This window comes from Bacillus cereus group sp. BfR-BA-01309 (assembly GCF_022664315.1).
Classification (GTDB): Bacteria; Bacillota; Bacilli; order Bacillales; family Bacillaceae_G; genus Bacillus_A; species Bacillus_A mobilis.
In genome coordinates, this window is sequence record NZ_JAKUHE010000005.1 from 252842 (window position 1) to 274528 (window position 21687).

Sequence of the window (21687 nt, forward strand, 5' to 3'; positions counted from 1 at the left end):
TATTATATGAAGAAACAAAATTCCAATCATACGAAAAGTACTGTAAAAACAGAAAAAGGGTATGCAGGTGATTCTGTTCTTACTCAGAAACAAGTCGGACAAGGAAATTTATACATTGCGCAAAAAGAACTTGGTCAACAAAATGAAAACCTTTAAAATCCCTCAAAGAACTGGGGGATTTTTTATCGGCTATTTGTGGCACTTTATTGTACATATTGCTTTTGTTCTAATACTACATAATATTATTTATAGCTTTGAAACAAAGAATGAACTTGCATTCCTAGCGGGTACAGAGCAACTGAAAGTAATACTACAGGGATGAGATTACATTCTCTCCCTATACTCTCTCTCCTCATACATCATTAACTTTTTATCCATTTCAACAATGACTTGATACAGTTGAAATGCTTGTAAAATTTGCAGTTGAATTCCAAAAGGAGCATTCTGTTCTTTTAACCATTGAAATACTTTCGTTTCATCTTTCATTGATTATTCCTCCCTTTATTAAAATCTGCTACAAATATACGGTAAATGATGAAAAGCTTTTCATGTCAATAATAAAAAAGGATGCAACATTGCATCCTTTAATGTACGATATTTTTCTTCTGCTTCGCTTCTTTCTTTACTTCTTCCCCTTGGCATTCGCTACGAAATGCACAACTTATACACTCAGAACGAAAATGACGCTCTGTATAATGCTCAGGTTGTTGCAACATTGCTTTCATTCTAGATAAATCAGCCATTCCAGTTATAATATCTTCCTGTTTCGGAACATACTCGTACTTAGTTCCTTCTATTAAATTAATAACTTCAATTTTTCCGGGAAGAATGCCGAAAGCTTTATAACTGAATACTGTCATTAACTTTTGACAAAGAGCAAGCATTTCCTCATCCGCATCGACAACATACTTTTTAATTACAAACGACTCAGTACTCCACTCACCAACTTCTAATGTCAATGACATGTGGACACCTAGCTCTTCCATATATGTTTGAAATTTTTCATATAAAAATAACGGCGGTGTTTGACTATCATCTCTTTCAACGAACTGTAATAAATGATCCGTTAACTTCGCTAACACAATATAATACTCCGTCTTTGAAGCAAACATATTAATCCTTACTTTTTTCCAATACTTTTCTATTAATATTAAAAGTACGATTTTCGTTTGTTGGCCCGCAGGTAGTGTGTAATATTCGTTAATAATTCGATTCACAATCATTTGTGCGATTTGTTGCCATTCAAACGAAGAAGGTTCTCTTCTTTTTATATGACGAAAATAAAATTTATGCGGACAACGCATAAAATCATACAAATGATAATCTGTCATCGTTTTGATTGCGATTTTCTCATGCACTTGCTCTTCATCTCCCTTCTGCCATTAAGAAAGGTGTTTTACAAATTCAGCTCCAAACTGTAAACATTTTTCTACATCTTCATCTTCTGGCGTTAATTCTACTTTTAGTCCTTCTAACACAACTGCCGCTCCGCGCTCTTGTAGCTTTTCTATTAAAATATCAACCGCCACGCCGTATTTCGGATAAGCTGAATCACATGATCCGAATACTGCTGCTTTTTTCCCAGTTAAATCAATAGAATCCATTGCGTCATAAAAATCTAAGAAATCATCAGGAAGATCACCATCTCCCCAAGTGTAAGCACCTAAAATAATTCCATCATACTGTTCTAGTATAGAAGCTTCTGGTGAATCCATAATATCGATAACTTCAATTTCATTTTCCGTTTCACGAATGGCACCTGCAATATGATCAGCCATTTCCTCTGTATTTCCACTCATACTTGCAAAAATCATTACTAACTTACTCAACTGTATCTCTCCTTTTACCTTGTGTCTCTTTTTCTGTTGGAAGTGTACTCTTCTCATCTACATATTCAGAACGAATTACATTTCTTTGCCATTCAATATGCTGATCCACATCTTTATTTTTATCTTTTAATCCCCTCCGCAGAAGGTGAAAATTTTTTCTCATTAACATGTCGCACCCATCCTATTGATAATAATTATCAATTTCAACTACCCTTAGATTAATTGACGGTGATTATCAATGTCAATAACTATTTTTAAAAAAATGATGAAAATGTACAAGCTTGTCCGTTAGCTATTCATATACTATAAATGAGCATAGTTCTTTCTCAGCCCTCTCTGACGGAAAGAAATAAAAGCAACTGCGATAGAGCGCAGTTGCCTTTTTTTATACTTTTCTATGATTTTAGTAGTCTTATCGCTGTCTCTAGAAATAATTCCACTCCATAAATTAAAGCTGATTCATCTACATCAAATTTTGGATGATGATGCGGATAACAAGTACCTACCTTTTCATTCCCCGTCCCCAATTTAATGAAGCAACCCGGTGCCTTTCTTAAATATGCTGAAAAATCTTCTCCTCCCATAGAAGGTTCAAGCTTCACAACACGCTCATTCCCAAACAAATGTAGTGCACTATCTTCTACTACTTTCGTAATATATTCATCATTAATAACAGGATCATATCCATATCGATACGTATATGTATACTCCCCTCCATGTGCCTTTATAATGCCTTTTACGATTTTCTCAATTTTCTCTTCTGCTTCCACCCTTAACGCTTGATTAAATGAACGAACAGTTCCCATTAAAGTTGCTGCACTAGGAATAATATTATCAGCCATTCCCCCATGAAACTGCGTAACTGAAACAACTCTTTGCATGAAAGCACTTGTATTCCTTGATACGATATGTTGTAAATTTGTAATAATCTGCGCTCCGATAGCAATAGGATCTATCGTTTCTTCCGGCCTCGCCGCATGCCCTCCTTTCCCTTGAATTTCAACTGTAAATACGTCTGGTGCTGCCATCATAGGTCCATACGTAATTCCTATCTTCCCGCTCTCAAGTCCTGACATAACATGTAAACCTATTACATAATCCACACCATCCATCACACCTGCCTCAACCATTTCTTGTCCGCCGCCAGGATACACCTCTTCTGCGTGCTGAAAGAAGAGACGTATCTCACCTGCAAAATCTTCCTTTATATGTGATAGCACTTCTGCTGTACTTAACAAGATAGCTGCGTGAGCATCATGCCCACATGCATGCATCATTCCTTTATTCACAGACGTATAAGATTTCCTTGTCTCCTCTTGAATTGGTAAAGCATCTATATCAGCTCGAATCGCAATCACTTTCCCTTGTTCCGTTCCTCTTTTAATTGCTAGTACACTATACTTCGTCGGTCTCGTTACTTCAAAAGAAGAAAATGAACATAATGTATCATATATAAATTGCGAAGTTTCTTTTTCATGAAATGATAATTCCGGATACTTATGGAAATGCCTTCTCCATTTCACGATATTTTCTTCCGAAATAAGACTCTTCCACACTCTATTCATGATAATTCCCTCCTTTTAAAAAGATTTAGAAACTTAAAGTTTGTTCACTCTCTACCGATTAATAAGTAACAAATCTTATATTTTCACGTATTCTTTTAGTCCACTTTTATGTATTCACACAATCCACTTTCTTTTTACATGTCAAACTCGTTACAAATTGATGCTGAATGTAATATAATTGCTAAGTTAGGGATTTTCTTTTTTAGTATTTAGTGCTAATATCAGAAAAGAGCCTTTTGACTTATTTTTACCTAAAATGTGGAATTTTGTTTTTTTCACAATAATGTAGGACATGATACCTACAAAGAGCTATCATTTCATTAAGAGAGGGAAAGACATGGAAAGATTAAAAGAGATATGGTCTCGACCACTCACACAATGGGTTGCAAAGACGGTTTATTACCTTGCAATTTTATTTGCATTACTTTGGTTGTATGGATTCCATGATACAAACACAAGTACATTTATTTACAATGAATTCTAGGGTGGGAACGTTATGAAGTTATTAGAACAAATTGAAAAGTGGGCTATTGAAACGCCTGATCAAACTGCTTTTGTTTGGCGAGATGCGAAAATTACGTACAAACAATTAAAGGAAGATTCTGATGCGTTAGCACATTGGATTTCTTCTGAGTATCCAGATGATCGTTCACCAATTATGGTGTATGGCCATATGCAACCTGAAATGATTATTAACTTTTTAGGATGTGTAAAAGCTGGACATGCTTATATTCCTGTAGATTTATCTATCCCAGCTGATCGTGTACAACGTATCGCTGAAAATTCTGGTGCGAAACTACTTTTATCAGGAACAGAAGTAACTGTAACTGATTTACCAGTTCGCATTGTAAGTGAAGACAACTTAAAAGATATTTTCTTTACTCATAAAGGGAAAACTCCAAATCCTGAACATGCGGTAAAAGGTGATGAGAACTTCTACATTATTTACACATCAGGAAGCACAGGTAATCCGAAAGGGGTTCAGATTACTTATAACTGCCTTGTAAGCTTTACAAAATGGGCTGTAGAAGATTTCAACTTACAAACAGGGCAAGTATTCTTAAACCAAGCACCTTTCTCATTCGATTTATCTGTCATGGATATTTACCCATCATTAGTAACAGGTGGTACACTTTGGGCAATCGATAAAGATATGATTGCACGTCCAAAAGACTTGTTTGCTTCTTTAGAGCAATCGGATATACAAGTATGGACTTCAACACCATCTTTCGCAGAAATGTGTTTAATGGAAGCATCTTTCTCTGAGAGTATGCTACCAAACATGAAAACATTCTTATTCTGCGGTGAAGTGTTACCAAACGAAGTGGCTAAAAAATTAATTGAGCGTTTCCCGAAAGCGACAATTATGAATACGTACGGTCCAACAGAAGCTACTGTCGCTGTAACAGGTATTCACGTTACAGAAGAAGTGCTTGATCAATACAAATCACTTCCAGTTGGCTACTGTAAATCAGACTGCCGTCTTCTTATTATGAAAGAAGATGGCACGATTGCACCTGATGGTGAAAAAGGTGAAATCGTAATCGTCGGTCCAAGCGTAAGTGTTGGATATTTAGGAAGCCCTGAATTAACAGAAAAAGCATTTACTATGATTGACGGTGAGCGCGCCTATAAAACGGGCGATGCTGGCTATGTTGAAAATGGTCTTCTATTCTATAATGGTCGTCTTGATTTCCAAATTAAGCTGCATGGTTATCGAATGGAATTAGAAGAAATTGAGCATCACCTTCGTGCGTGTTCTTACGTAGAAGGAGCAGTTATCGTTCCAATTAAAAAAGGTGAGAAATACGATTATTTATTAGCGGTTGTTGTTCCTGGAGAACATTCATTTGAAAAAGAATTCAAATTAACATCTGCAATTAAAAAAGAACTCAATGAGCGATTACCAAACTACATGATTCCACGTAAATTCATGTATCAATCTTCTATTCCAATGACACCAAATGGAAAGGTAGATCGCAAAAAATTATTGAGTGAGGTTACAGCATGACCGCATATGGATCATTTTATTTTTTCGCTATAGTGGGCATTTTATTAATACCTACTATCATAGCTGGATTAAAAGGTAAAATGTTGCGTAAATATAATGCCGTTTTAACATTAGTCATGATTGCTATTATCTTCTCGGATAAACCGAAGCAAGCGATTATGTTAGCCGTATTTATTATTTGGCAATATGCCCTGATTAAAGGCTATTTAATTTTAAGAAAACAAAATAATAGTACATTCATGTTTTGTATAGCTGTTATTTTATCGATTTTGCCACTTATTTTGGCAAAGGTCGCACCATTTGTACCTGAATTACATTTTATTGTTTTCGCAGGTATGTCTTACGTAACATTTAGAGCTGTACAAATGGTCTTTGAAGTTCGTGATAATTTAATTAAAGAACTTTCCTTCTTTAATTTCTGGGAGTTTGTTTTATTCTTCCCTGCGATTTCAAGTGGACCTATCGATCGTTACCGTAGATTCCAAAAAGATATCCAAAAGCCACCTAGTGCTGAGGAATATCAAAAATTACTATATACAGGACTTAACCGTATTTTCCAAGGTTTTCTGTATAAGTTTATAATCGCGCACTTGATAACAACATATCTTGTTAAGGCAGTATTCGCCAATCAAGATACACTTTTATCTAATGTGATTTTTATGTACGCTACTAGCATGCAATTATTCTTTGACTTTGCAGGTTATAGTGCGTTCGTAATTGGTATCAGTTACATGATGGGAATTAAAACGCCAGAAAACTTTAATAAGCCATTCCTTAGTCGTAACATTAAAGACTTCTGGAACCGCTGGCACATGAGTTTATCATTCTGGTTCCGTGATTTTATTTACATGCGTTTCGTCTTTTTTGCAACGAAGAAAAAGTTAATCAAGAACCGTTACACAATTTCGTATATCGGTGCCTTTTTAAACTTCTTCATTATGGGAATTTGGCACATCCAAGGAAGCGCCATTGCGCAGTATGTTATTTATGGTCTCTATCATGCCGCACTGTTTATTTTATTCGATATTTTCGAACGAAAAAACAAGAAGCATAAGTTTTGGCCAAACAATAAATTTACACACGTCCTTGCGATTGTAATTACGTTCCACGTTGTATGTTTCGGTTTCCTAATTTTCTCTGGACACCTTAACAGATACTTTTAATGCACCCTTCTTATACTAATAAGAAGTTGCACATATAATATATTTCGGATATAAAGGAGATTTTAAAAATGGCAGAATTCAAAGAGCAAGTATTAGATATTTTAGAAGAAGTATGTGAAAACGATATTGTGAAAGAAAACTTAGATGTTCAATTATTTGAAGAAGGTATTCTTGATTCTTTCGCTGTAGTATCTTTATTAGTTGAATTCCAAGAGCGTTTAGATATTGAAGTTTCTATTTCTGATTTTGACCGTGACGAGTGGGCTACACCAAACATGGTTATTAAGAAGTTGGAAGAAATCCGATGAACAAAGCAAAATTTGGTCCGATGCTTTTAGCATTGGCCCTTTTTGCTGTATTCTTACTTATTCCAACGCGCTTCCTACTTCCACTTTTAAGTGATGAAAAAGTAGAACAAGCTGCCACTTCTTTAAAAGAAGAAAAGATTCAAAGTATGATTTTACAGCAAAAGATGTTAGCAGACCCGAAATACCTTCCGATGTACGGTTCATCGGAATTCGCACGTATGGATGCTTTCCATCCATCAAATTATTTCAAAGTAAAGCCTGAAGGGTTCACACCATTCCTTCTTGGACGCGGAGGAACACAAGACCTTGTACATGTGTTAAACTTTGCATCTACAATGGATCAATTGAAAGATAAGAAAATGGTATTTGTTCTTTCTCCTCAATGGTTTGTACCACAAGGTATTGATGAAACACACTTTGCACCTAACTTTTCAAAACAACAAGGTTATCACTTACTTTTCAATGATGATCTAAAGCCTGAAATGAAAAAGCAAATTGCAAAACGTTTATTAAACTTTGAGATCGTTAAGAAAGAAACTTTATTAAAAATTTCGCTTGAAGGTATCGTTTATGATGATACAAAGCATAAAGTAAAAGCACTTGCTGCTAAACCTTTCGCTTATATTTATCGTAACATTTTAGATCGTAAAGATTTATTTACAGCAATGTTTGATATTAAACCGCATAAGGAAAAACTTGACCCTTCATTAAAACAAATGAATTGGGAAGAAGCTCGTAAACATGCAGATCAAACTGGTGCAGTAGAATCAGGTTCTAACGAATACGGTATCGAAGATGATTACTTCAACAGCAAGATTAAGAAGAAATTAAAGCAACGTGAAGGCTACTTAAAAAATGATGCTTATGATCAATCGCCAGAATATGAAGATTTACAAATTGTACTTGATTTATTAAAACAATCTGGTGCAAAACCACTCTTCATTTCTGTTCCTGTAAAAGGTCCTTGGTACGATTACGCTGGCTTCCCGAAAGAACGTCGCGAATTGTACTACAAGAAAGTTCATGAGCAAATTGAGAAAGCTGGCTATCCAATTGCCGACTTCTCAAATCATGAGTATGATAAATACTTCTTAAAAGATCATATGCACTTAGGTTGGAAAGGTTGGGTTTATATCGATGAAGCCATCCAACAATTTTATAAAGCAAACTAATGAAAAGACCGCTTGAATTATTCAAGTGGTCTTTTTCTATATACATTTTGCAATTGTTCGATTACGTTATCTGCTTCTTTCATCACTCGCTCCACTACATGCTGAGCTGATTCTATTCGTGCTAATGATGACGCTTGCCCTGCCCAAAGCGACATGTATTCTCCTTTATTATGCTTTGATGCTTCTTGGCGTATTTTAGAGGTTAATACATTTTGCACTGGATACATCGGAAGCCCTTCTTCATGCCCTTCATGTCTCTCTATAAATTCATTACGAATACCCCGTGCATATTTCCCGGAAAACGCACGGGTCACAGTTGTACTCGTATCTGTACTATGTAAAACTGCTTCTTTATACACATCATGCGTAATACTTTCTTCACTCGTTAAAAAGGCTGATCCCATTTGAACAGCTTCTGCACCCAGTGTAAATGCCGCAACAAGCCCTTGTCCGTTCATTACACCACCTGCTGCAACAATTGGTATATGCGGGACTGCTGCTACTAACTGCGGAATTAATGCGAATGTCCCAATCATAGCGTCCTGTTCTTTCCCGATAAATGTTCCTCTATGCCCTCCTGCCTCGCTACCTTGACCGACAATAATGTCTACTCCTAATTCAGCAAGTACTTTTGCCTCTGCCACATGAGTAGCTGTTCCGATGACTTTTATTCCTCTTCTTTTTAAGTCATCTATTTCTTCTTTTTCTAACGTTTGAAATGCAAAGCTAACGACTGGCACGTTTTCTTCTACTAACACTTGTAATTGTTCTTTATAGCTTTTCGGAAGCTTTATCGTCTCTTCTTCCTCTATACCGAATTCTCTATTTACTCCGCTAAGTAATCCCTTTGCCAAAGTTACCTTCTCTTCTTCTATTTGTATTTCTTTCGTTAACAGTAAATTAACACCGAAATGCTTATCCGTTCGTTCCCTTATTTTATAAATTGCGTCACGAATTTGTTCAGGGCTCATATAGCCTGCTCCAAGCGTTCCTAATCCTCCGCTATTACTTACAGCTGCAACAAGTTCTGGCGTCGTAATCGCACCCGCCATACCTGCTTGAATGATTGGATACTTAATTTGTAATATATTTAACACTCGACTTGTAAACATTATTCCTCCTCCTATTCCACTTATATCTTCTTTATTTGACAAACTTTCCCCTTCTTTTACAAGGGTTGAACTTCCTATGAAGCGAATATATTGAAAGTGAAGGAGGCTGAAAACGATGATTTATCCAAATGCGTTACAACAAGGTGATACAGTAATGGTTATTGCCCCGTCCGGTCCACCAACAATTGAAAATGTATTAAAAGGTGTAAACGTATTACAAGAAATGGGTTTATCTGTAGTAATCGGGAAGAGTGTTTATGAGAAATATGGATATTTAGCTGGAAGTGATCAAGTTCGCCTTGATGATATACATGAAGCATTTTCAAATCATGAAGTAAAGGCCATTTTCTGTGCACGAGGTGGTTACGGAAGTGCTCGTCTCCTCCCTCATATTCAATATGAAATCATTAGGCAAAATCCAAAAATCTTTTGGGGATATAGCGATATTACAGCTTTACATACTGCCTTTTCACGTTATGCAAAGCTCGTTACTTTTCATGGTCCAATGGTTGAAGAATTAGGAAAAGGTGTAGATTCTCTCTCTTTATCTTCTTTCAATCAACTATTCCATCCGTATTCCACCATCTTATCTGCTTCAGAATGTATCGTACCTACCTCTTCCTGTACAGTTACAGGCACATTAGCGGGAGGAAATTTAGCTGTGTTAGCGAGTATAATTGGCTCACCTTATGAGATAAATACGGCGAATAAACTTTTGTTACTTGAAGACATTGGGGAAGAACCGTATCGCATTGATCGTATGTTAAATCAGCTACTTTTATCTGGAAAGTTTAACGAATGTAGTGGTGTTATTTTTACAAGTTGTCACGACTGCACTCCTTCTAAACCATCTCAATCATTGCAAACAATACTATATGAATATTTTGCACCATATCATATACCTGTTCTATTCGGTTTATCGATTGGACATATAAGCCCAAATATCGGGATTCCTCTTGGAGCTACAGCGACCATAAGTACAAATAATAAAACACTCTCTATTTCTTCTGGCGTAGCCACTCCGTTCTCAAATTAAAAAGGAAAAGCGATCCCGCTTTTCCTTTTATTTATAATAATTAAAAATTCGTCCAGATGCGATATCTGCAATTTCTTCTGGAATAAATGTTTTACTTATCTCAGTTCCAACATTTAATACTGCTGTAGCATCTTTCTCAATGCCACCAAATAACTCTTTCCCACGTATCGTAATAAGGGGCGTTCCTTCTGGCAACACGTCTTTTACAAATTCCATTTGTGTAAAGAAGGGAACGATCCATCTACCCTCTCCTTGGAAATGACGCAAACGAAGTATTCCTTCTGTTGCCCCGTCCTCTGCTTCTAGTGAACCAGCAACATAAAACTCAGTAGATAAGAGCAATTCATAAAATTCCTTTTGCTTCTGTTTATCGTCCCCTGCTATAACAAGTACTTCTTCTATTCTCTTTACCGGAATTTGCTCCATATGATGCCACCCCTATTTCAAAATGATTGTACTTAGATTATACGAAATATTCTTATTTTTTTCTACATAATTCGCAATTATTTTCTTAAAATAATTTTAACACTTCTTTTGTTGTCACAATCGTAGCAAACTCTTCATGTAAATTTACAAGTGTCATATTGTGAATATCCTCTGCATTATACTCTTTACCATCTAGACCTTTACGGTTAAAAGTCGCCGTTGCATCACTCACTAAATACGTTGTAAACCCTAAATTCCCTGCCATTCGTGTCGTAGTCTCCACACAATGATTTGTCGTTAATCCTACAACCACTACTGCATTACATTTGTTCTCTCTTAATTGCTCTTCTAAATTTGTCCCAATGAACGCGCTGTTAACAGATTTCTGAATAATCACTTCACCTGGTAGTGTCTGCACTTCTTCTTTAAAGTTTACCGTTTCCGCTCCCTCATAAAACATCGACTGAGCATTTTCTTTATTTACATGTTGAATATGAAAAACTGGTTGTTTCCTTTTTCTCCATCCTTCTAACAAAATTCCTATGTTTTCTTCAGCAAAAAGATTATTTCTCTGGCCCCAATATGGTAACTGAAACGCCTTTTGTACATCAATTATGATAAGTGCTATTTGATTAGTCATTATTTTCTCCTTCATTCGGCTGTAATTGAAACAAAAAACCAAGTTGTTGTGACGCAGTAATAAAACAAATATAAGCGCAAAGCTCTACAATTTCTTTTTCCGTCCAATATTGTTTCAATACATGAAACATATTATCATCTATCGCCTTTTTGTCATGAACAAATGTATGTGCAAAAGTAACGGCTACACTCATTTCTTCTACCTTTTGCATATCATCAGGCCTCCCCTTTGCCATACAGTACGGACATTCATTCCCATACGCTAAGGTTCTTCTTACTTGCTCCTTCAGCTCTGCCGAAAGAGTTCCTTTACTATACAATGTGTTCTCTACCATACTCCATGAATGCAATAGATCCGGATTATGCCCTAATAACTTTTGAAACTTTGTATCTCCTACATTTGATAATGAAATTCTCCCCATCATTTCCCCTCCTAATTCTTTCTGTTTTATTGTAAAATAAATAAAGTTCACTTTACATTTCATATGAATCTTAATTTATATTTTCACTTTACAAAAATTATCATTTTACTGGAGGTATATTTACAAATGCAACTAGACCGTGTAGATCGAAAAATTTTAAATGAATTATATAATGATAGTCGCCTTTCAATGCGCGAATTGGCAAAACGAGTAAACTTATCTGCTCCGTCTACTGCAGAACGTGTTCGTAAACTCGAAAGTGAAGGCGTGATTCAAAAGTACACAATCGATATCGATTATAAAAAAGCAGGACTTGTTTTAGATTGTATTTTAGAAATCACTTTAAAAAATGGTGATACAATACGTATGCAACAGTTTATTCAGTCTTATCCATCTGCAAGCTTTTGTTACCGCGTAACAGGGAGCTTATGCTACATTGTAAAAATTTCTGTTCCTTCACTCGTTGAACTTGAAGAATTTATCAATGATGTTTCTTCATATGCAACGACTGTTTCTCATATCGTATTATCAGAAGTATCTCTTACTCCTGATATTGAACATATCTTCCCAGAAGTTTAATTTATTTTTATTCATAAAATATATAAAAACCCCTTACAATAAGAATAAAAATAATATATTATGTATTAAAATACATAAAGTTCGAGAAAGGGGCTTTACATTGAAAATCTGGTTTTATGAAAAAACGGCACAATTAGATGACTTGCTTGGCATTTGGGACAATGTTCCGACTATCCCTCGCATTGGTGAAAAAGTGGAGATTTTAAAAACAGTCCGCACTGTTACAGATATTAAATATGTAAAGAATGGTAATAATTTTCGAGTAGAAATTATTACAAATTAAAAAGTAGCTCCAAGGAGCTACTTTTTAATTATCTATTATGCGCTTTCTTTATCACAATTTTATCTTCTTCTACAGATACTGTTACATAATCATTTTCTTCTAATCGAAGCTTATTCACAGCCTCATCTGGTAGCTCTACAGCCATCAGTCTATCTGTTACGATCACTTGACTATACGCTTCATTTTCTTGTAATGCATTCACCACTTTTTCCTCATTTATAAAGCGTATCGGCGGCACACCTACTTCTTTTACTGTACGCCATTGTTTCCAAACATAAGGAATTAACCAAAGTAACCCAACAACTGTAAGTCCGATACCGATCCATAAATTACTTTGCGCTTGTAATTCAGGAATTGAAATTGCACTACTCTCTTCTCCACCGACAAATTGCATACTTGTTGCAATTAAATTATTTAGAGCGTGCACAGCGATATTCGTCCATATATTTTTCGTCTTTATGTATAATAGACACATTACAACACCAAACATGAACGCACCAATAACATCAAAATGTCCTAGGCCAAAAATAAGTGAAGATATGATTACAGCTTTTTTAATTCCCCATTTATAAGCCATTCGCTGTAAAAAGAAGCCCCTAAAAATAACCTCTTCCATAATAGGTGCTAACACACATGCTGAAATGAAAGTAAATATCGTAATATATACGTTACTCGTGTTAATAACATTTCCGTCTTCTAACATAGTAACTAAGAAATTCGGTAACGTATGTGCTAATATGTAAAATTGAATATGAGATATACCGACTGAAAAAATCATTCCCATTATCGTTGCTAATACAATTAAGCCCCACGGTAACCGTCCTGGTTTATCAAAAAAACTATTAAATACAACATTATTTTTATTTGTTTTTACGTATAACCAAAATAACGGAAATACAAAAAATAAAGTTATTTGTGAAATAACTTCCACCGTATTCTCAGAAACATTTGATAGACTTAATGGGATCATCGTAAGGAACAATCCTATAATCATCCATCCAAAAAAACTGCGTAGTCTTATACGTGAAAATGCATAGTGCATATAGAACACCCCCAAAGATAGTAAAAATACATGATCTGATAATGAAATTATAATATGAATATAGTTGGAAATCTTCCTATTTTTCTCAAATTCTTTCAAATAACATATAGTTATCATTTTTTTCAATTGAAATCTACGAGAAAGTTATGTAATAAAAATCCCCGTTTTTACAAGCGGGGATTTCTTTTATTATAATACGTCACGTTTTTGGAATAATGCACTTGATGCTACAAGTAATACAACAAAATATGCAGCTACAAGTAATAATGAAGTTGTAAATGTAAACTCTGTAAATGTTGGTTCCGTTCCGCCACTTACTAATTTATTGCTATCGTACACACTTAAGTTTAAATGGAAAAACACTACAAATTTAGCTACACCTTTTGCAAACATCATCAGTACCATATTAATTGGCCCTTGTAAAAAGAAGAGGAACATCGTAATAATTAATGGTAGTACAGACTTTCTAAATACGTTCGCTAAGAAAAATGCAAGCGTCGCAAAGAAGAATGGTGAAAGTACTTGATATAACGTAGATTTCATTACGATTCCTAGCGTTAATTCTGTTTTACTACCATCCATTACAATTCCGCCAATAATCATTGAAATGATCGTGTTAGCAAATATGATAAATACTATAGTAAGTAACACTGTAATGTATTTAGAGAATAAAACTGTAATTCGTTTTCTTGGACGGATTAATAACTGCTTAATTGTACCTTTTTGGAACTCATCAGTAATCATACGAGAAGCAATCGTAATGCCAAAAATTGTTGCAAACAAAGTAATTAAACCAATCTCTGAACTTGCAAAATCTAAATATGATCCTTTAAATTCGCTTCCGTCTCCCCATTTCAGCATCGCTAAAACTCCCAAAATCTCCAATACTGCAATAACACCCATTAACATATACATACTCTTTTTCGCATGCAACTTTAAAAATTCATTTTGAATTAATTTAAACATTACGCTTTCACTCCCCCTGTAATCGCTAAGAACTCGTCCTCTAACGTTTTATTTTGAACAGTAACTCCGTATACAAGCACATCGTCATTCACAAGTCTTTTTACAAGTTGTGGAATTTCTTCTTTCATTACAGATACTGCAATTACGTTTCCTTGCGCCTTACCTTTAATGATTTCATTTGCTTTCTGTACTTGGTCTACTTCAAAAGCTACAACTACTGTCTCATCATGTTTCGCTTGTTCATGTAAGTTGTACTCTTGTACAAACTCCCCTTGCTTAATAATAACGACGCGATCACACATGAGTTCAATTTCACTTAATAAGTGACTCGATACGATTACGGCAATATTCTCTTCTTTCGCTAAACGCTGTAAATAATCACGAATTTGACGAATACCAGCTGGATCTAATCCATTTGTCGGCTCATCTAAAATTAAAATTTTCGGCTGATGAAGTAATGCCTGTGCAATTCCTAAACGTTGTTTCATACCAAGTGAATATGTTTTCACTTTTTTATGAATCGCATGCTCTAATTCAACAAGCTTTACAATTTCAGCAATGCGCTCTTTACTAATTGGTGTAATTGCCATGTTCGCAAAATGCTTCAAGTTTTGCATTCCAGTCATATAATCATATAGTTCAGGATTTTCTACGATCGCTCCAATTTGCTCTAGCGCCTTTTCACGCTCCGTGCGAATACTATGACCACAAATTGTAATATCGCCCTCTGTCATTGATATAAGACCTGTCATCATACGAATTGTCGTCGTTTTACCACTACCGTTCGGTCCAAGAAACCCGTACACTTCCCCTTCACGAACTTCAAATGATAAACCGCGGATAATTTCCGTTCCACCAATCTTTTTTCGAACATTCTCTAACTTTACTACTACATTTCCCAATGTTGATTCCTCCTTTAGACTTCTAGTTTTTTATCAATTATGCGACCTGTTATATAAACAAGTAGAATAAATATTGCTATAGAAAAACTAAGGCTATATAAATTCATAAGTTTTTCCGGGAATAACATTATATCTGTATCTGGTGATTCATCTATATAGACTAAATTTCTTATTAAGGGTGCTATAGGAGCAAGCCCACCCAACATTTCATATATAATGCTCATCACTTTTGTTACTAATAAAAACAAGAAAAATATAATCGTATATTCAAGCTTCTTCTTTTTCAAAGCAAATATTTTAACGCTAGCTACGGCAAAAAGTAATACTAGCAATATGCTAGATAATTTAAATACATATAACATGGTACTAAAGAGGTGCTTTAGTGGATTGAATACACTTTGGGTAAATAACACTTCATAGAGCTCTGTACCTTTTATTATTTTCATAGAAATACCATATAAAAAAATAGAACCTATTACTTCGAAAATAAGGAGATAAATTACAGCATATAACACTATTGCTAAAACAATCTTTTTACCGGGTGTCGGTGTTAACCGAAATAATGTACTTTCAGTCATTTTCCCAAATGCAGACACTGCTTGAATATATATCATTGCTAAAAAGGTTATATATACTAGAATAACCAAGCTAATTATAATTATTTGCCTTACCTCTCCTGATTCTTGCTTAATGTAATTCCCCAAACTTACGAAAGCTACAGCGACAATAAATATAAATGATAACAAAGAAATAATAATTTGCTTTTTATTTATATTGTATATATATATTAAGCTCGATTTCATCTACTAAAAACCTCCTTAAACACATCTGTGACAGCTTTTCCTCGCTGAAAGCGTAACTCTTCTACATTTTCATACAATACAATTTCCCCATCTTTCAAAAAGATTACTTCATCAAAAATATTTTCAACTTCATTTATTAAGTGAGTCGAAATTAGTATCGTACAATCTTCTCTATAAAATTGTAGAATGAGATTCAATACGTGTTCTCTAGAAACGAGATCAATTCCGCCAAGCGGTTCATCTAGTACGTATAACTTCGCTTTCCTCGAAAATGTTAAAATAATTTGTAACTTTTCAACCATACCTTTTGATAAAGCTGTAATTCTTTCTTCTAACGGTATTTTAAATTCCGCAATCGTATCTACCGCTTTTTGAATGTCGAAGTCTTTATAAAAATCTCGATAGAAAAATAAAGAATCTTTTACCGTCATCCAATCATCAAATACTGGTTTATCCGACATAAAAGAAACAATTTCTTTCGTTTCTAATCCGACCTTTTTACCAGCGATTGTAATACTCCCTTCAGAAGGATGCTGCAGACCGGCAATCATTTTCAATAACGTCGTTTTCCCGCTCCCGTTATCTCCAACGAGTCCTATAATTTTCCCTTCCGTAATCTCTATGTTTAATTCACGGATCACTGCTTTTAACCCGTATCTCTTCCATAAGTTTTCTATTTTTAATAACTCTGTCATTCGCTCTCCTCCCTTTTCTCATGTAATGAAGAACGAAGGATTGTAAGAATTTCTTCTTCTGAAAAACCTAAATTGTCCATTCCATCTATAAAAGAATGAAGTAATTCTTTCGCCATCTCTTTTCGTAGCTCCATAATTTTCTCCCCTTCATTCGTTACATATCGTCCCATTCCTCTACGCGTTACAACAACTCCATCCCGTTCTAGCTCTTGAAATGTACGCTGAATCGTATTTGGATTTACTTGTAATTCACTCGCTAATTCACGTACAGAGGGAATTTTATCACCAGGCAATAAATGTCCTGTTACGATTTCTTTTTTTATGTATTCCATTACCTGAATGTAAATTGGTGTATTTGGAGAAAACTCTATTTTCATTTCTTCCCTCCTTTTGTATCAGTGTACTAGTTAAATAATACACTGATACAAAAGGATTGTAAATACCCATTTAATTACAAAAAAGTGCTATCCATTAGCTGGATAGCACTTTTTAAACAGAAATTGTTATACAAAAATAATAGTGTTATGTAAACAAACTCATAAAGAAAAGCTGTCTTATTCATTGATAAGACAGCTTTTCTTTATGATCATATATTAAAAATTAAACACGAAGTCATCGTCAGATAACTTTTCAACGTTCGTTGCTTTTACGTAACCATTTCCTTTTACAGAGAAGAAGTCATGGTTTTTCGTATCTGTACGTAAACCATTTAAAACGATTGGGTTAATTTCTTCTTCTTCAAACTTCGGCTCAAGTCCTAAGTTCATAAGTCCTTTATTCGCATTGTAACGAACGAAACGATTTACATCCTCTACAAGACCGATAGAAGTGTAAATTTCTTCTGTGTATGCCATTTCGATTTCATATAGTTCCATTAATAACTCTTGCGTTTCTTTTTGCACTTCTTGTTGATCTTCTGCAGAAAGTTCTGCGAAGAGTTGCTGTGCTAAAATACCGACGAATACGCCGTGAATTGACTCATCACGAATTATTAAGTTAATAATTTCACCACTTGCCGTCAATTTACCTTGACCTGCTAAGTAAAGTGGATAGAAGAATCCACTATAGAATAAGTAACTTTCTAAGAACACACTGGCTACCATTGCCATGTATAATTCTTTTTTCGTTACTTCAGGCTTTAATAAACGACGATAGTAACTAGTAACAATACCAGCTTTTTTCTCAAGTAATGGATGATTGTCTACCCATTCAAAAATATCATCAATTTCTTCTTCAGTAGCTAACGTCGTGAAAATATGACTGTAACTCTTCGCATGTACTTCTTCCATAGCTCCCATGAAAGCTAATACACTTTTCGCTTGTAAATTTTCAAGATGAACAAGTACAAGTGGCATCCCTTCGCCACCTTGTTTCGTATCTAAAAGTGTTAAACCACCTAATACACGCTTATAAGCAACCTGCTCTTCTTTTGATAATTGTGCCCAAGTATTTTTGTCAGAAGATACCGCGATTTCTTCTTCTGTCCAAAACTGAGCGATGTTTTGCTTCCAAAACATTAAACTAAAATCATCTTCTTTTTTGTTCCAGTTTACCGCACGCATTCAATCGCCCCTTCTCTAAATAAACATGAAAAATTGATAACTAAGCATGAGCAGGGTTCAGAAAACCCTGCTCATGCTGTCTCACTTTTTATATTAAACGGTACAAGCTACGCACTCTTCCACGCTTAACTTACGTGTTCTCGTATAATAAAGACTCTTTAAGCCTTTTTTATGTGCATAGATGTAGTAACGTGCTAATTCACGTGTTGAAATATCACTATTAACGTAAAGAATTGTACTAATTCCTTGGTCAATATGTTCTTGGATTTCTGCGATTAAATCAATTAATTTAAACTGATTCATATCGTAAGAAGATTTATAGTACCAGAACGTATCTTTTGATAAATACGGCATTGGATAATATGTTGTCGCATTCGCATACGTTCTTGACTCAATTTGACTTACAATCGGCATTACGCTTGAAGTTGCATTTTGAACGTAACTGATAGATTGTGTTGGAGCGATAGCAAGACGGTATGAATTATATAATCCATTCTTCTTCACTTGCTCTTTTAAACTTGTCCAATCTTCTTTTGTTGGAATATGAATTCCATCAAATAGTTGCTGAACTTTTTCAGTTACTGGGCTGTAATCTGTCGTTTCGTATTTTTCAAAGTATGTGCCATTTGCATAATCAGACTTATCGAAGTCTTTAAATGTTTCGCCTTTTTCTTTAGCGATTTCCATACTTTTCTCAATAGAGTAGTAATTTAACATCATAAAGAATGTACGAGCGAACTCTTTCGCTTCAGCACTTTCATATGCGATTTTGTTTTTTGATAAATATCCGTGTAAGTTCATGGCACCAAGTCCAACTGAATGAAGCTCATCATTAGCTTTTTTCACAGTTGGTGCATTCGGAATGATCGTCATATCAGAAACAGCTGTTAAAGCTTCCATTCCCGCATGAACCGCTTCACGAATTTCTTTATTTTCCATTACATTTACGATATTTAACGATCCTAAGTTACAGTTAATATCACGGCGGATAATGTCATCTGTACCGTAATCATTTATTTCAGAAGTTTCTTGAAGCTGGAAGATTTCTGTCTCGAATGTTCAACCGAGTTCGCTACTCCTCAGTCCGTTGCTCAAGCAACCGCTGTATGTCACCATACAGGACAGACTATATCATCACCTACAGCATTACCTGATTAGGTGCTCCGCTTTTCGAACGCCAATCGCTTGCGCTCTACTCCCATAAGGGATAGTCGTTAGGCTTTTACTTATCTTAATACTTCAGAAAGTCTCTTATTACTTTATGTTGTCCCTTAACTCTGCTATACAAAATAATAAGATACATTCTGAACTTTTACATTTTCATTCTAAGATAAGATTTAGCACGGTAGGTTACCTCAAATTTGAGGCTTTCCCCGTTTAACGGAGTTTTCGACTAGCATTTCTACTAGAAGGTGCTACATATTTAACACAAGTTCGACATCTTCACAGTTCCAATATCCTTCAGTGGATGTTGGTTATTTGCATTTGATTTAAACATTAAGTATGGGTAACCAGACTCAAGCTGAATCATAGCAATTTTAATAAGCATATCACGTGCACTAATATCTAGCGGCTTCTTCTTCACTTTCGGATTGCTCATTAATTCATCGTACATTTCATCGATATCAATATCATCTAGATGCTTACCATATTCTTTATACACCGTATAAGGCGCGAAAACATGGAAAGGTTCGTTTTTCTCAGCAAGCTCAAAGAACTTACTTGGAACGATAATTCCGATTGATAGAGACTGAATACGGCTCTTCTCATCGGCATTTATTTTCTTTGTATCAAGGAATTCAATAATATCCCAATGGAAAATGTTTAAGTATACTGCGCCGGCACCTTTTCGTTGGCCAAGCTGATTCGCATATGAAAACGAATCTTCAAGTAATTTCATAACAGGTACTACACCACTTGCAGCATTATCGATACCTTTAATTTGCTCACCACGTGCGCGTAGCTTAGATAAGTTTAAAGCTACTCCCCCGCCGATTTTCGATAATTGCATTGCAGTATTAATGTTAAAGCCGATTGAATTTAAGCTATCATCCATCTCTAACAAGAAACAAGACACCATTTCTCCTCTTCTGCTTCGTCCCGCATTTAAAAAGGTTGGTGTCGCTGGTTGGTAGTTTTGTTTTACAATCATGCTTGCGAAGTGTTTTGCCTTCGCAACATCACCGCGTCCTAAGTATAATGAAACAATTGCTACACGATCTTCATAGCTTTCTAAGTATTGTTTTTGATCATTTGTTTTTAACGCATAATCTTTGTAGAACTTAGATGCTGCCATATAAGATTGGAACTCGAAGTTTTCACCATAAGCGATGTTATATACCTCTTCTACTTCCTCCAAGCTATACTCGTCCAGAACGTTGTAATAGTAATCATGTTCTTTCATATATTCCATTCGCTCTGCCACGCTATTAAAATGAACGGTATTCTCTCTAGCTTCTTCCATAAAGACTTCTAACGCCTCTTTATCTTTATGAAGCTGATAAAAACCGTCCTGCATTTGCGTGATTTCATTATTCAGTTCAATGTGTCGCAATCTCCCGCACCCTTTCCTTAAAATATTCTACATCGTTATTTGTTCCTGATAACTCAAATTTTGATACAATAGGCACTTCATATTTAGCAGAAATTTTGTCAGCACTTGCACCGAACATGTCTCCCCAGTTACGATTGCCGCTTGCAGATACGCCTTTTAATTTTTCATTATTGCGCTCTAAAAATTCTAAAACACGTTCTGGTACATTGCCAAAACCTGTTGTATACGTAATTAAAACAAAGTCTTCATCTATTACTAGATCTTCACCAATTTGAACGGCCGGCATATTTAATTTGTGAATGAAACGCTTCACGTTTCCTGTCATAGAATCATATGCAACTATCATTTCCGACCCTCCCTCTCCAATCTATACTCTCTGTATGTTGATTCTCGATTTCTCTATATATTGTATTACGTTTCAAAATAAGACACAAGATATATGTATAAATTCTTTCTTTTTTTAAATTTTACTTTTCGACAAGATAGTCGATTTTTTTCAATACAATGACTATGAAACAACATTCTAAAACTCATGTCAATAAAGTGCTTTTCAAAAAAGTTGTCAACGAATTTAACCTTATTTTTAAAAAAGTTACCAATATATTTTGTCATAAAACG

The 21687-nt window shown here is 35.0% G+C and carries 27 protein-coding genes and 2 pseudogenes; 10 read left to right on the forward strand and 19 right to left on the reverse strand.

Annotated elements, in window-relative coordinates; translation table 11 throughout:
- The first annotated feature begins 6 nt into the window (after positions 1-6).
- Both MR115_RS12310 and MR115_RS12315 read left to right on the forward strand, forming a co-directional pair.
- Positions 7-156, forward strand: coding sequence for a hypothetical protein (locus tag MR115_RS12310; protein WP_242241467.1), 150 nt, complete (start codon positions 7-9; stop codon positions 154-156).
- A 73-nt stretch (positions 157-229) separates the two neighbouring features.
- Positions 230-322: pseudogene (locus MR115_RS12315) on the forward strand (aminoglycoside phosphotransferase family protein); the annotation flags it as partial.
- Positions 323-324: 2 nt separating this feature from the next.
- Here MR115_RS12315 and MR115_RS12320 read toward each other — a convergent pair.
- The 5 genes from MR115_RS12320 to amaA form a co-directional block, all read right to left on the reverse strand.
- Entirely contained in the window at positions 325-486 is a 162-nt protein-coding gene (locus MR115_RS12320) for a hypothetical protein (protein ID WP_016088745.1), read from the reverse strand.
- A gap of 98 nt (positions 487-584) precedes the next feature.
- A complete protein-coding gene (locus MR115_RS12325; RefSeq protein ID WP_242241469.1) occupies positions 585-1358 on the reverse strand; it encodes a hypothetical protein in 774 nt (257 codons plus the stop codon).
- A 24-nt stretch (positions 1359-1382) separates the two neighbouring features.
- The gene (locus tag MR115_RS12330) at positions 1383-1829 is read right to left on the reverse strand and encodes a flavodoxin (protein WP_000041146.1); all 447 of its coding nucleotides are present in this window, start codon (positions 1827-1829) and stop codon (positions 1383-1385) included.
- Entirely contained in the window at positions 1822-1998 is a 177-nt protein-coding gene (locus tag MR115_RS12335) for a hypothetical protein (RefSeq protein ID WP_242241470.1), read from the reverse strand. Before MR115_RS12335 ends, MR115_RS12330 begins: the two co-directional genes overlap by 8 nt.
- Before the next feature lie 226 nt (positions 1999-2224).
- Positions 2225-3394, reverse strand: a complete 1170-nt coding sequence (gene amaA, locus MR115_RS12340; RefSeq protein ID WP_242241472.1) for an N-acyl-aliphatic-L-amino acid amidohydrolase — start codon at positions 3392-3394, stop codon at positions 2225-2227.
- Positions 3395-3731: 337 nt separating this feature from the next.
- Here amaA and MR115_RS12345 point away from each other — a divergent pair, with 337 nt between their 5' ends.
- The 5 genes from MR115_RS12345 (at position 3732) to dltD (ending at position 8048) form a co-directional block, all read left to right on the forward strand.
- Complete coding sequence (locus tag MR115_RS12345; RefSeq protein WP_000440293.1) at positions 3732-3878, forward strand: teichoic acid D-Ala incorporation-associated protein DltX; 147 nt, start codon at positions 3732-3734, stop codon at positions 3876-3878.
- Between the two features lie 12 nt (positions 3879-3890).
- Positions 3891-5405 carry a D-alanine--poly(phosphoribitol) ligase subunit DltA gene (gene dltA, locus MR115_RS12350; RefSeq protein WP_242241473.1) on the forward strand — a complete coding sequence of 505 codons (1515 nt, stop codon included), beginning with the start codon at positions 3891-3893 and terminating at the stop codon, positions 5403-5405.
- The gene (gene dltB, locus MR115_RS12355) at positions 5402-6568 is read left to right on the forward strand and encodes a D-alanyl-lipoteichoic acid biosynthesis protein DltB (protein WP_048544963.1); all 1167 of its coding nucleotides are present in this window, start codon (positions 5402-5404) and stop codon (positions 6566-6568) included. The genes dltA and dltB overlap by 4 nt, the downstream gene beginning before the upstream one ends.
- Before the next feature lie 68 nt (positions 6569-6636).
- Entirely contained in the window at positions 6637-6876 is a 240-nt protein-coding gene (gene dltC, locus MR115_RS12360) for a D-alanine--poly(phosphoribitol) ligase subunit DltC (protein ID WP_000807310.1), read from the forward strand.
- Positions 6873-8048 carry a D-alanyl-lipoteichoic acid biosynthesis protein DltD gene (gene dltD / locus MR115_RS12365; protein WP_048544965.1) on the forward strand — a complete coding sequence of 392 codons (1176 nt, stop codon included), beginning with the start codon at positions 6873-6875 and terminating at the stop codon, positions 8046-8048. The genes dltC and dltD overlap by 4 nt, the downstream gene beginning before the upstream one ends.
- A 17-nt stretch (positions 8049-8065) precedes the next feature.
- Here the strand turns inward: dltD and MR115_RS12370 are convergent, their stop codons facing one another.
- Positions 8066-9160: an NAD(P)H-dependent flavin oxidoreductase gene (locus MR115_RS12370; protein WP_242241476.1), complete on the reverse strand. Its 1095-nt coding sequence runs from the start codon at positions 9158-9160 to the stop codon at positions 8066-8068.
- Between the two features lie 115 nt (positions 9161-9275).
- Here MR115_RS12370 and MR115_RS12375 point away from each other — a divergent pair, with 115 nt between their 5' ends.
- Positions 9276-10196, forward strand: a complete 921-nt coding sequence (locus MR115_RS12375) for a S66 peptidase family protein (protein WP_242241478.1) — start codon at positions 9276-9278, stop codon at positions 10194-10196.
- A gap of 27 nt (positions 10197-10223) precedes the next feature.
- On the opposite strand, the gene MR115_RS12380 is transcribed toward MR115_RS12375, so the two are convergent.
- From MR115_RS12380 to MR115_RS12390, 3 genes are all read right to left on the reverse strand, one after another.
- A complete protein-coding gene (locus tag MR115_RS12380; protein ID WP_061678885.1) occupies positions 10224-10622 on the reverse strand; it encodes an SseB family protein in 399 nt (132 codons plus the stop codon).
- A gap of 85 nt (positions 10623-10707) precedes the next feature.
- Positions 10708-11262, reverse strand: coding sequence for a cysteine hydrolase family protein (locus MR115_RS12385; protein ID WP_242241480.1), 555 nt, complete (start codon positions 11260-11262; stop codon positions 10708-10710).
- Positions 11255-11746 carry a carboxymuconolactone decarboxylase family protein gene (locus MR115_RS12390; protein WP_242241482.1) on the reverse strand — a complete coding sequence of 164 codons (492 nt, stop codon included), beginning with the start codon at positions 11744-11746 and terminating at the stop codon, positions 11255-11257. Before MR115_RS12390 ends, MR115_RS12385 begins: the two co-directional genes overlap by 8 nt.
- A gap of 63 nt (positions 11747-11809) precedes the next feature.
- Between MR115_RS12390 and MR115_RS12395 the strand changes: the two genes are divergently transcribed.
- Both MR115_RS12395 and MR115_RS12400 read left to right on the forward strand, forming a co-directional pair.
- Positions 11810-12262, forward strand: coding sequence for an Lrp/AsnC family transcriptional regulator (locus MR115_RS12395; protein WP_242241484.1), 453 nt, complete (start codon positions 11810-11812; stop codon positions 12260-12262).
- Between the two features lie 100 nt (positions 12263-12362).
- Positions 12363-12545, forward strand: coding sequence for a DUF3913 family protein (locus MR115_RS12400; protein ID WP_000707107.1), 183 nt, complete (start codon positions 12363-12365; stop codon positions 12543-12545).
- Between the two features lie 28 nt (positions 12546-12573).
- On the opposite strand, the gene MR115_RS12405 is transcribed toward MR115_RS12400, so the two are convergent.
- From MR115_RS12405 to nrdI, 10 genes and pseudogenes are all read right to left on the reverse strand, one after another.
- On the reverse strand, positions 12574-13587 hold the full coding sequence (locus tag MR115_RS12405; RefSeq protein ID WP_242241486.1) for a CPBP family intramembrane glutamic endopeptidase: 1014 nt from the start codon (positions 13585-13587) through the stop codon (positions 12574-12576).
- Positions 13588-13776: 189 nt separating this feature from the next.
- Complete coding sequence (locus MR115_RS12410) at positions 13777-14553, reverse strand: ABC transporter permease (RefSeq protein WP_242241488.1); 777 nt, start codon at positions 14551-14553, stop codon at positions 13777-13779.
- Complete coding sequence (locus tag MR115_RS12415) at positions 14553-15455, reverse strand: ABC transporter ATP-binding protein (protein ID WP_242241490.1); 903 nt, start codon at positions 15453-15455, stop codon at positions 14553-14555. The genes MR115_RS12410 and MR115_RS12415 overlap by 1 nt, the downstream gene beginning before the upstream one ends.
- Before the next feature lie 14 nt (positions 15456-15469).
- Positions 15470-16258, reverse strand: coding sequence for an ABC transporter permease (locus MR115_RS12420; RefSeq protein ID WP_242241491.1), 789 nt, complete (start codon positions 16256-16258; stop codon positions 15470-15472).
- Positions 16255-16953: an ABC transporter ATP-binding protein gene (locus MR115_RS12425; protein WP_048561422.1), complete on the reverse strand. Its 699-nt coding sequence runs from the start codon at positions 16951-16953 to the stop codon at positions 16255-16257. The genes MR115_RS12420 and MR115_RS12425 overlap by 4 nt, the downstream gene beginning before the upstream one ends.
- A complete protein-coding gene (locus MR115_RS12430; RefSeq protein WP_000687513.1) occupies positions 16950-17330 on the reverse strand; it encodes a GntR family transcriptional regulator in 381 nt (126 codons plus the stop codon). Before MR115_RS12430 ends, MR115_RS12425 begins: the two co-directional genes overlap by 4 nt.
- A gap of 216 nt (positions 17331-17546) precedes the next feature.
- The gene (gene nrdF, locus MR115_RS12435; protein WP_001203019.1) at positions 17547-18515 is read right to left on the reverse strand and encodes a class 1b ribonucleoside-diphosphate reductase subunit beta; all 969 of its coding nucleotides are present in this window, start codon (positions 18513-18515) and stop codon (positions 17547-17549) included.
- A gap of 93 nt (positions 18516-18608) precedes the next feature.
- Positions 18609-19559, reverse strand: a complete 951-nt coding sequence (locus MR115_RS12440; RefSeq protein WP_306472068.1) for a ribonucleotide reductase large subunit — start codon at positions 19557-19559, stop codon at positions 18609-18611.
- 382 nt (positions 19560-19941) lie between these two features.
- Positions 19942-21069, reverse strand: a pseudogene (locus MR115_RS12445) (ribonucleotide reductase N-terminal alpha domain-containing protein); the annotation flags it as partial.
- Complete coding sequence (gene nrdI, locus MR115_RS12450) at positions 21056-21415, reverse strand: class Ib ribonucleoside-diphosphate reductase assembly flavoprotein NrdI (protein ID WP_000634376.1); 360 nt, start codon at positions 21413-21415, stop codon at positions 21056-21058. The gene nrdI and the pseudogene MR115_RS12445, both read right to left, overlap by 14 nt.
- Positions 21416-21687 lie beyond the last annotated feature (272 nt).

Bases quoted from the DNA above. Each gene is read 5' to 3' on its own strand.
- MR115_RS12310 (WP_242241467.1), top strand. From the start codon at position 7: ATGAAGAAACAAAATTCCAATCATACGAAAAGTACTGTAAAAACAGAA.
- MR115_RS12320 (WP_016088745.1), bottom strand. From the start codon at position 486: ATGAAAGATGAAACGAAAGTATTTCAATGGTTAAAAGAACAGAATGCT.
- MR115_RS12335 (WP_242241470.1), bottom strand. From the start codon at position 1,998: ATGTTAATGAGAAAAAATTTTCACCTTCTGCGGAGGGGATTAAAAGAT.
- amaA (WP_242241472.1), bottom strand. From the start codon at position 3,394: ATGAATAGAGTGTGGAAGAGTCTTATTTCGGAAGAAAATATCGTGAAA.
- MR115_RS12345 (WP_000440293.1), top strand. From the start codon at position 3,732: ATGGAAAGATTAAAAGAGATATGGTCTCGACCACTCACACAATGGGTT.
- dltA (WP_242241473.1), top strand. From the start codon at position 3,891: ATGAAGTTATTAGAACAAATTGAAAAGTGGGCTATTGAAACGCCTGAT.
- dltB (WP_048544963.1), top strand. From the start codon at position 5,402: ATGACCGCATATGGATCATTTTATTTTTTCGCTATAGTGGGCATTTTA.
- dltC (WP_000807310.1), top strand. From the start codon at position 6,637: ATGGCAGAATTCAAAGAGCAAGTATTAGATATTTTAGAAGAAGTATGT.
- dltD (WP_048544965.1), top strand. From the start codon at position 6,873: ATGAACAAAGCAAAATTTGGTCCGATGCTTTTAGCATTGGCCCTTTTT.
- MR115_RS12370 (WP_242241476.1), bottom strand. From the start codon at position 9,160: ATGTTTACAAGTCGAGTGTTAAATATATTACAAATTAAGTATCCAATC.
- MR115_RS12375 (WP_242241478.1), top strand. From the start codon at position 9,276: ATGATTTATCCAAATGCGTTACAACAAGGTGATACAGTAATGGTTATT.
- MR115_RS12380 (WP_061678885.1), bottom strand. From the start codon at position 10,622: ATGGAGCAAATTCCGGTAAAGAGAATAGAAGAAGTACTTGTTATAGCA.
- MR115_RS12385 (WP_242241480.1), bottom strand. From the start codon at position 11,262: ATGACTAATCAAATAGCACTTATCATAATTGATGTACAAAAGGCGTTT.
- MR115_RS12390 (WP_242241482.1), bottom strand. From the start codon at position 11,746: ATGAAATGTAAAGTGAACTTTATTTATTTTACAATAAAACAGAAAGAA.
- MR115_RS12395 (WP_242241484.1), top strand. From the start codon at position 11,810: ATGCAACTAGACCGTGTAGATCGAAAAATTTTAAATGAATTATATAAT.
- MR115_RS12405 (WP_242241486.1), bottom strand. From the start codon at position 13,587: ATGCACTATGCATTTTCACGTATAAGACTACGCAGTTTTTTTGGATGG.
- MR115_RS12410 (WP_242241488.1), bottom strand. From the start codon at position 14,553: ATGTTTAAATTAATTCAAAATGAATTTTTAAAGTTGCATGCGAAAAAG.
- MR115_RS12420 (WP_242241491.1), bottom strand. From the start codon at position 16,258: ATGAAATCGAGCTTAATATATATATACAATATAAATAAAAAGCAAATT.
- MR115_RS12425 (WP_048561422.1), bottom strand. From the start codon at position 16,953: ATGACAGAGTTATTAAAAATAGAAAACTTATGGAAGAGATACGGGTTA.
- MR115_RS12430 (WP_000687513.1), bottom strand. From the start codon at position 17,330: ATGAAAATAGAGTTTTCTCCAAATACACCAATTTACATTCAGGTAATG.
- nrdF (WP_001203019.1), bottom strand. From the start codon at position 18,515: ATGCGTGCGGTAAACTGGAACAAAAAAGAAGATGATTTTAGTTTAATG.
- nrdI (WP_000634376.1), bottom strand. From the start codon at position 21,415: ATGATAGTTGCATATGATTCTATGACAGGAAACGTGAAGCGTTTCATT.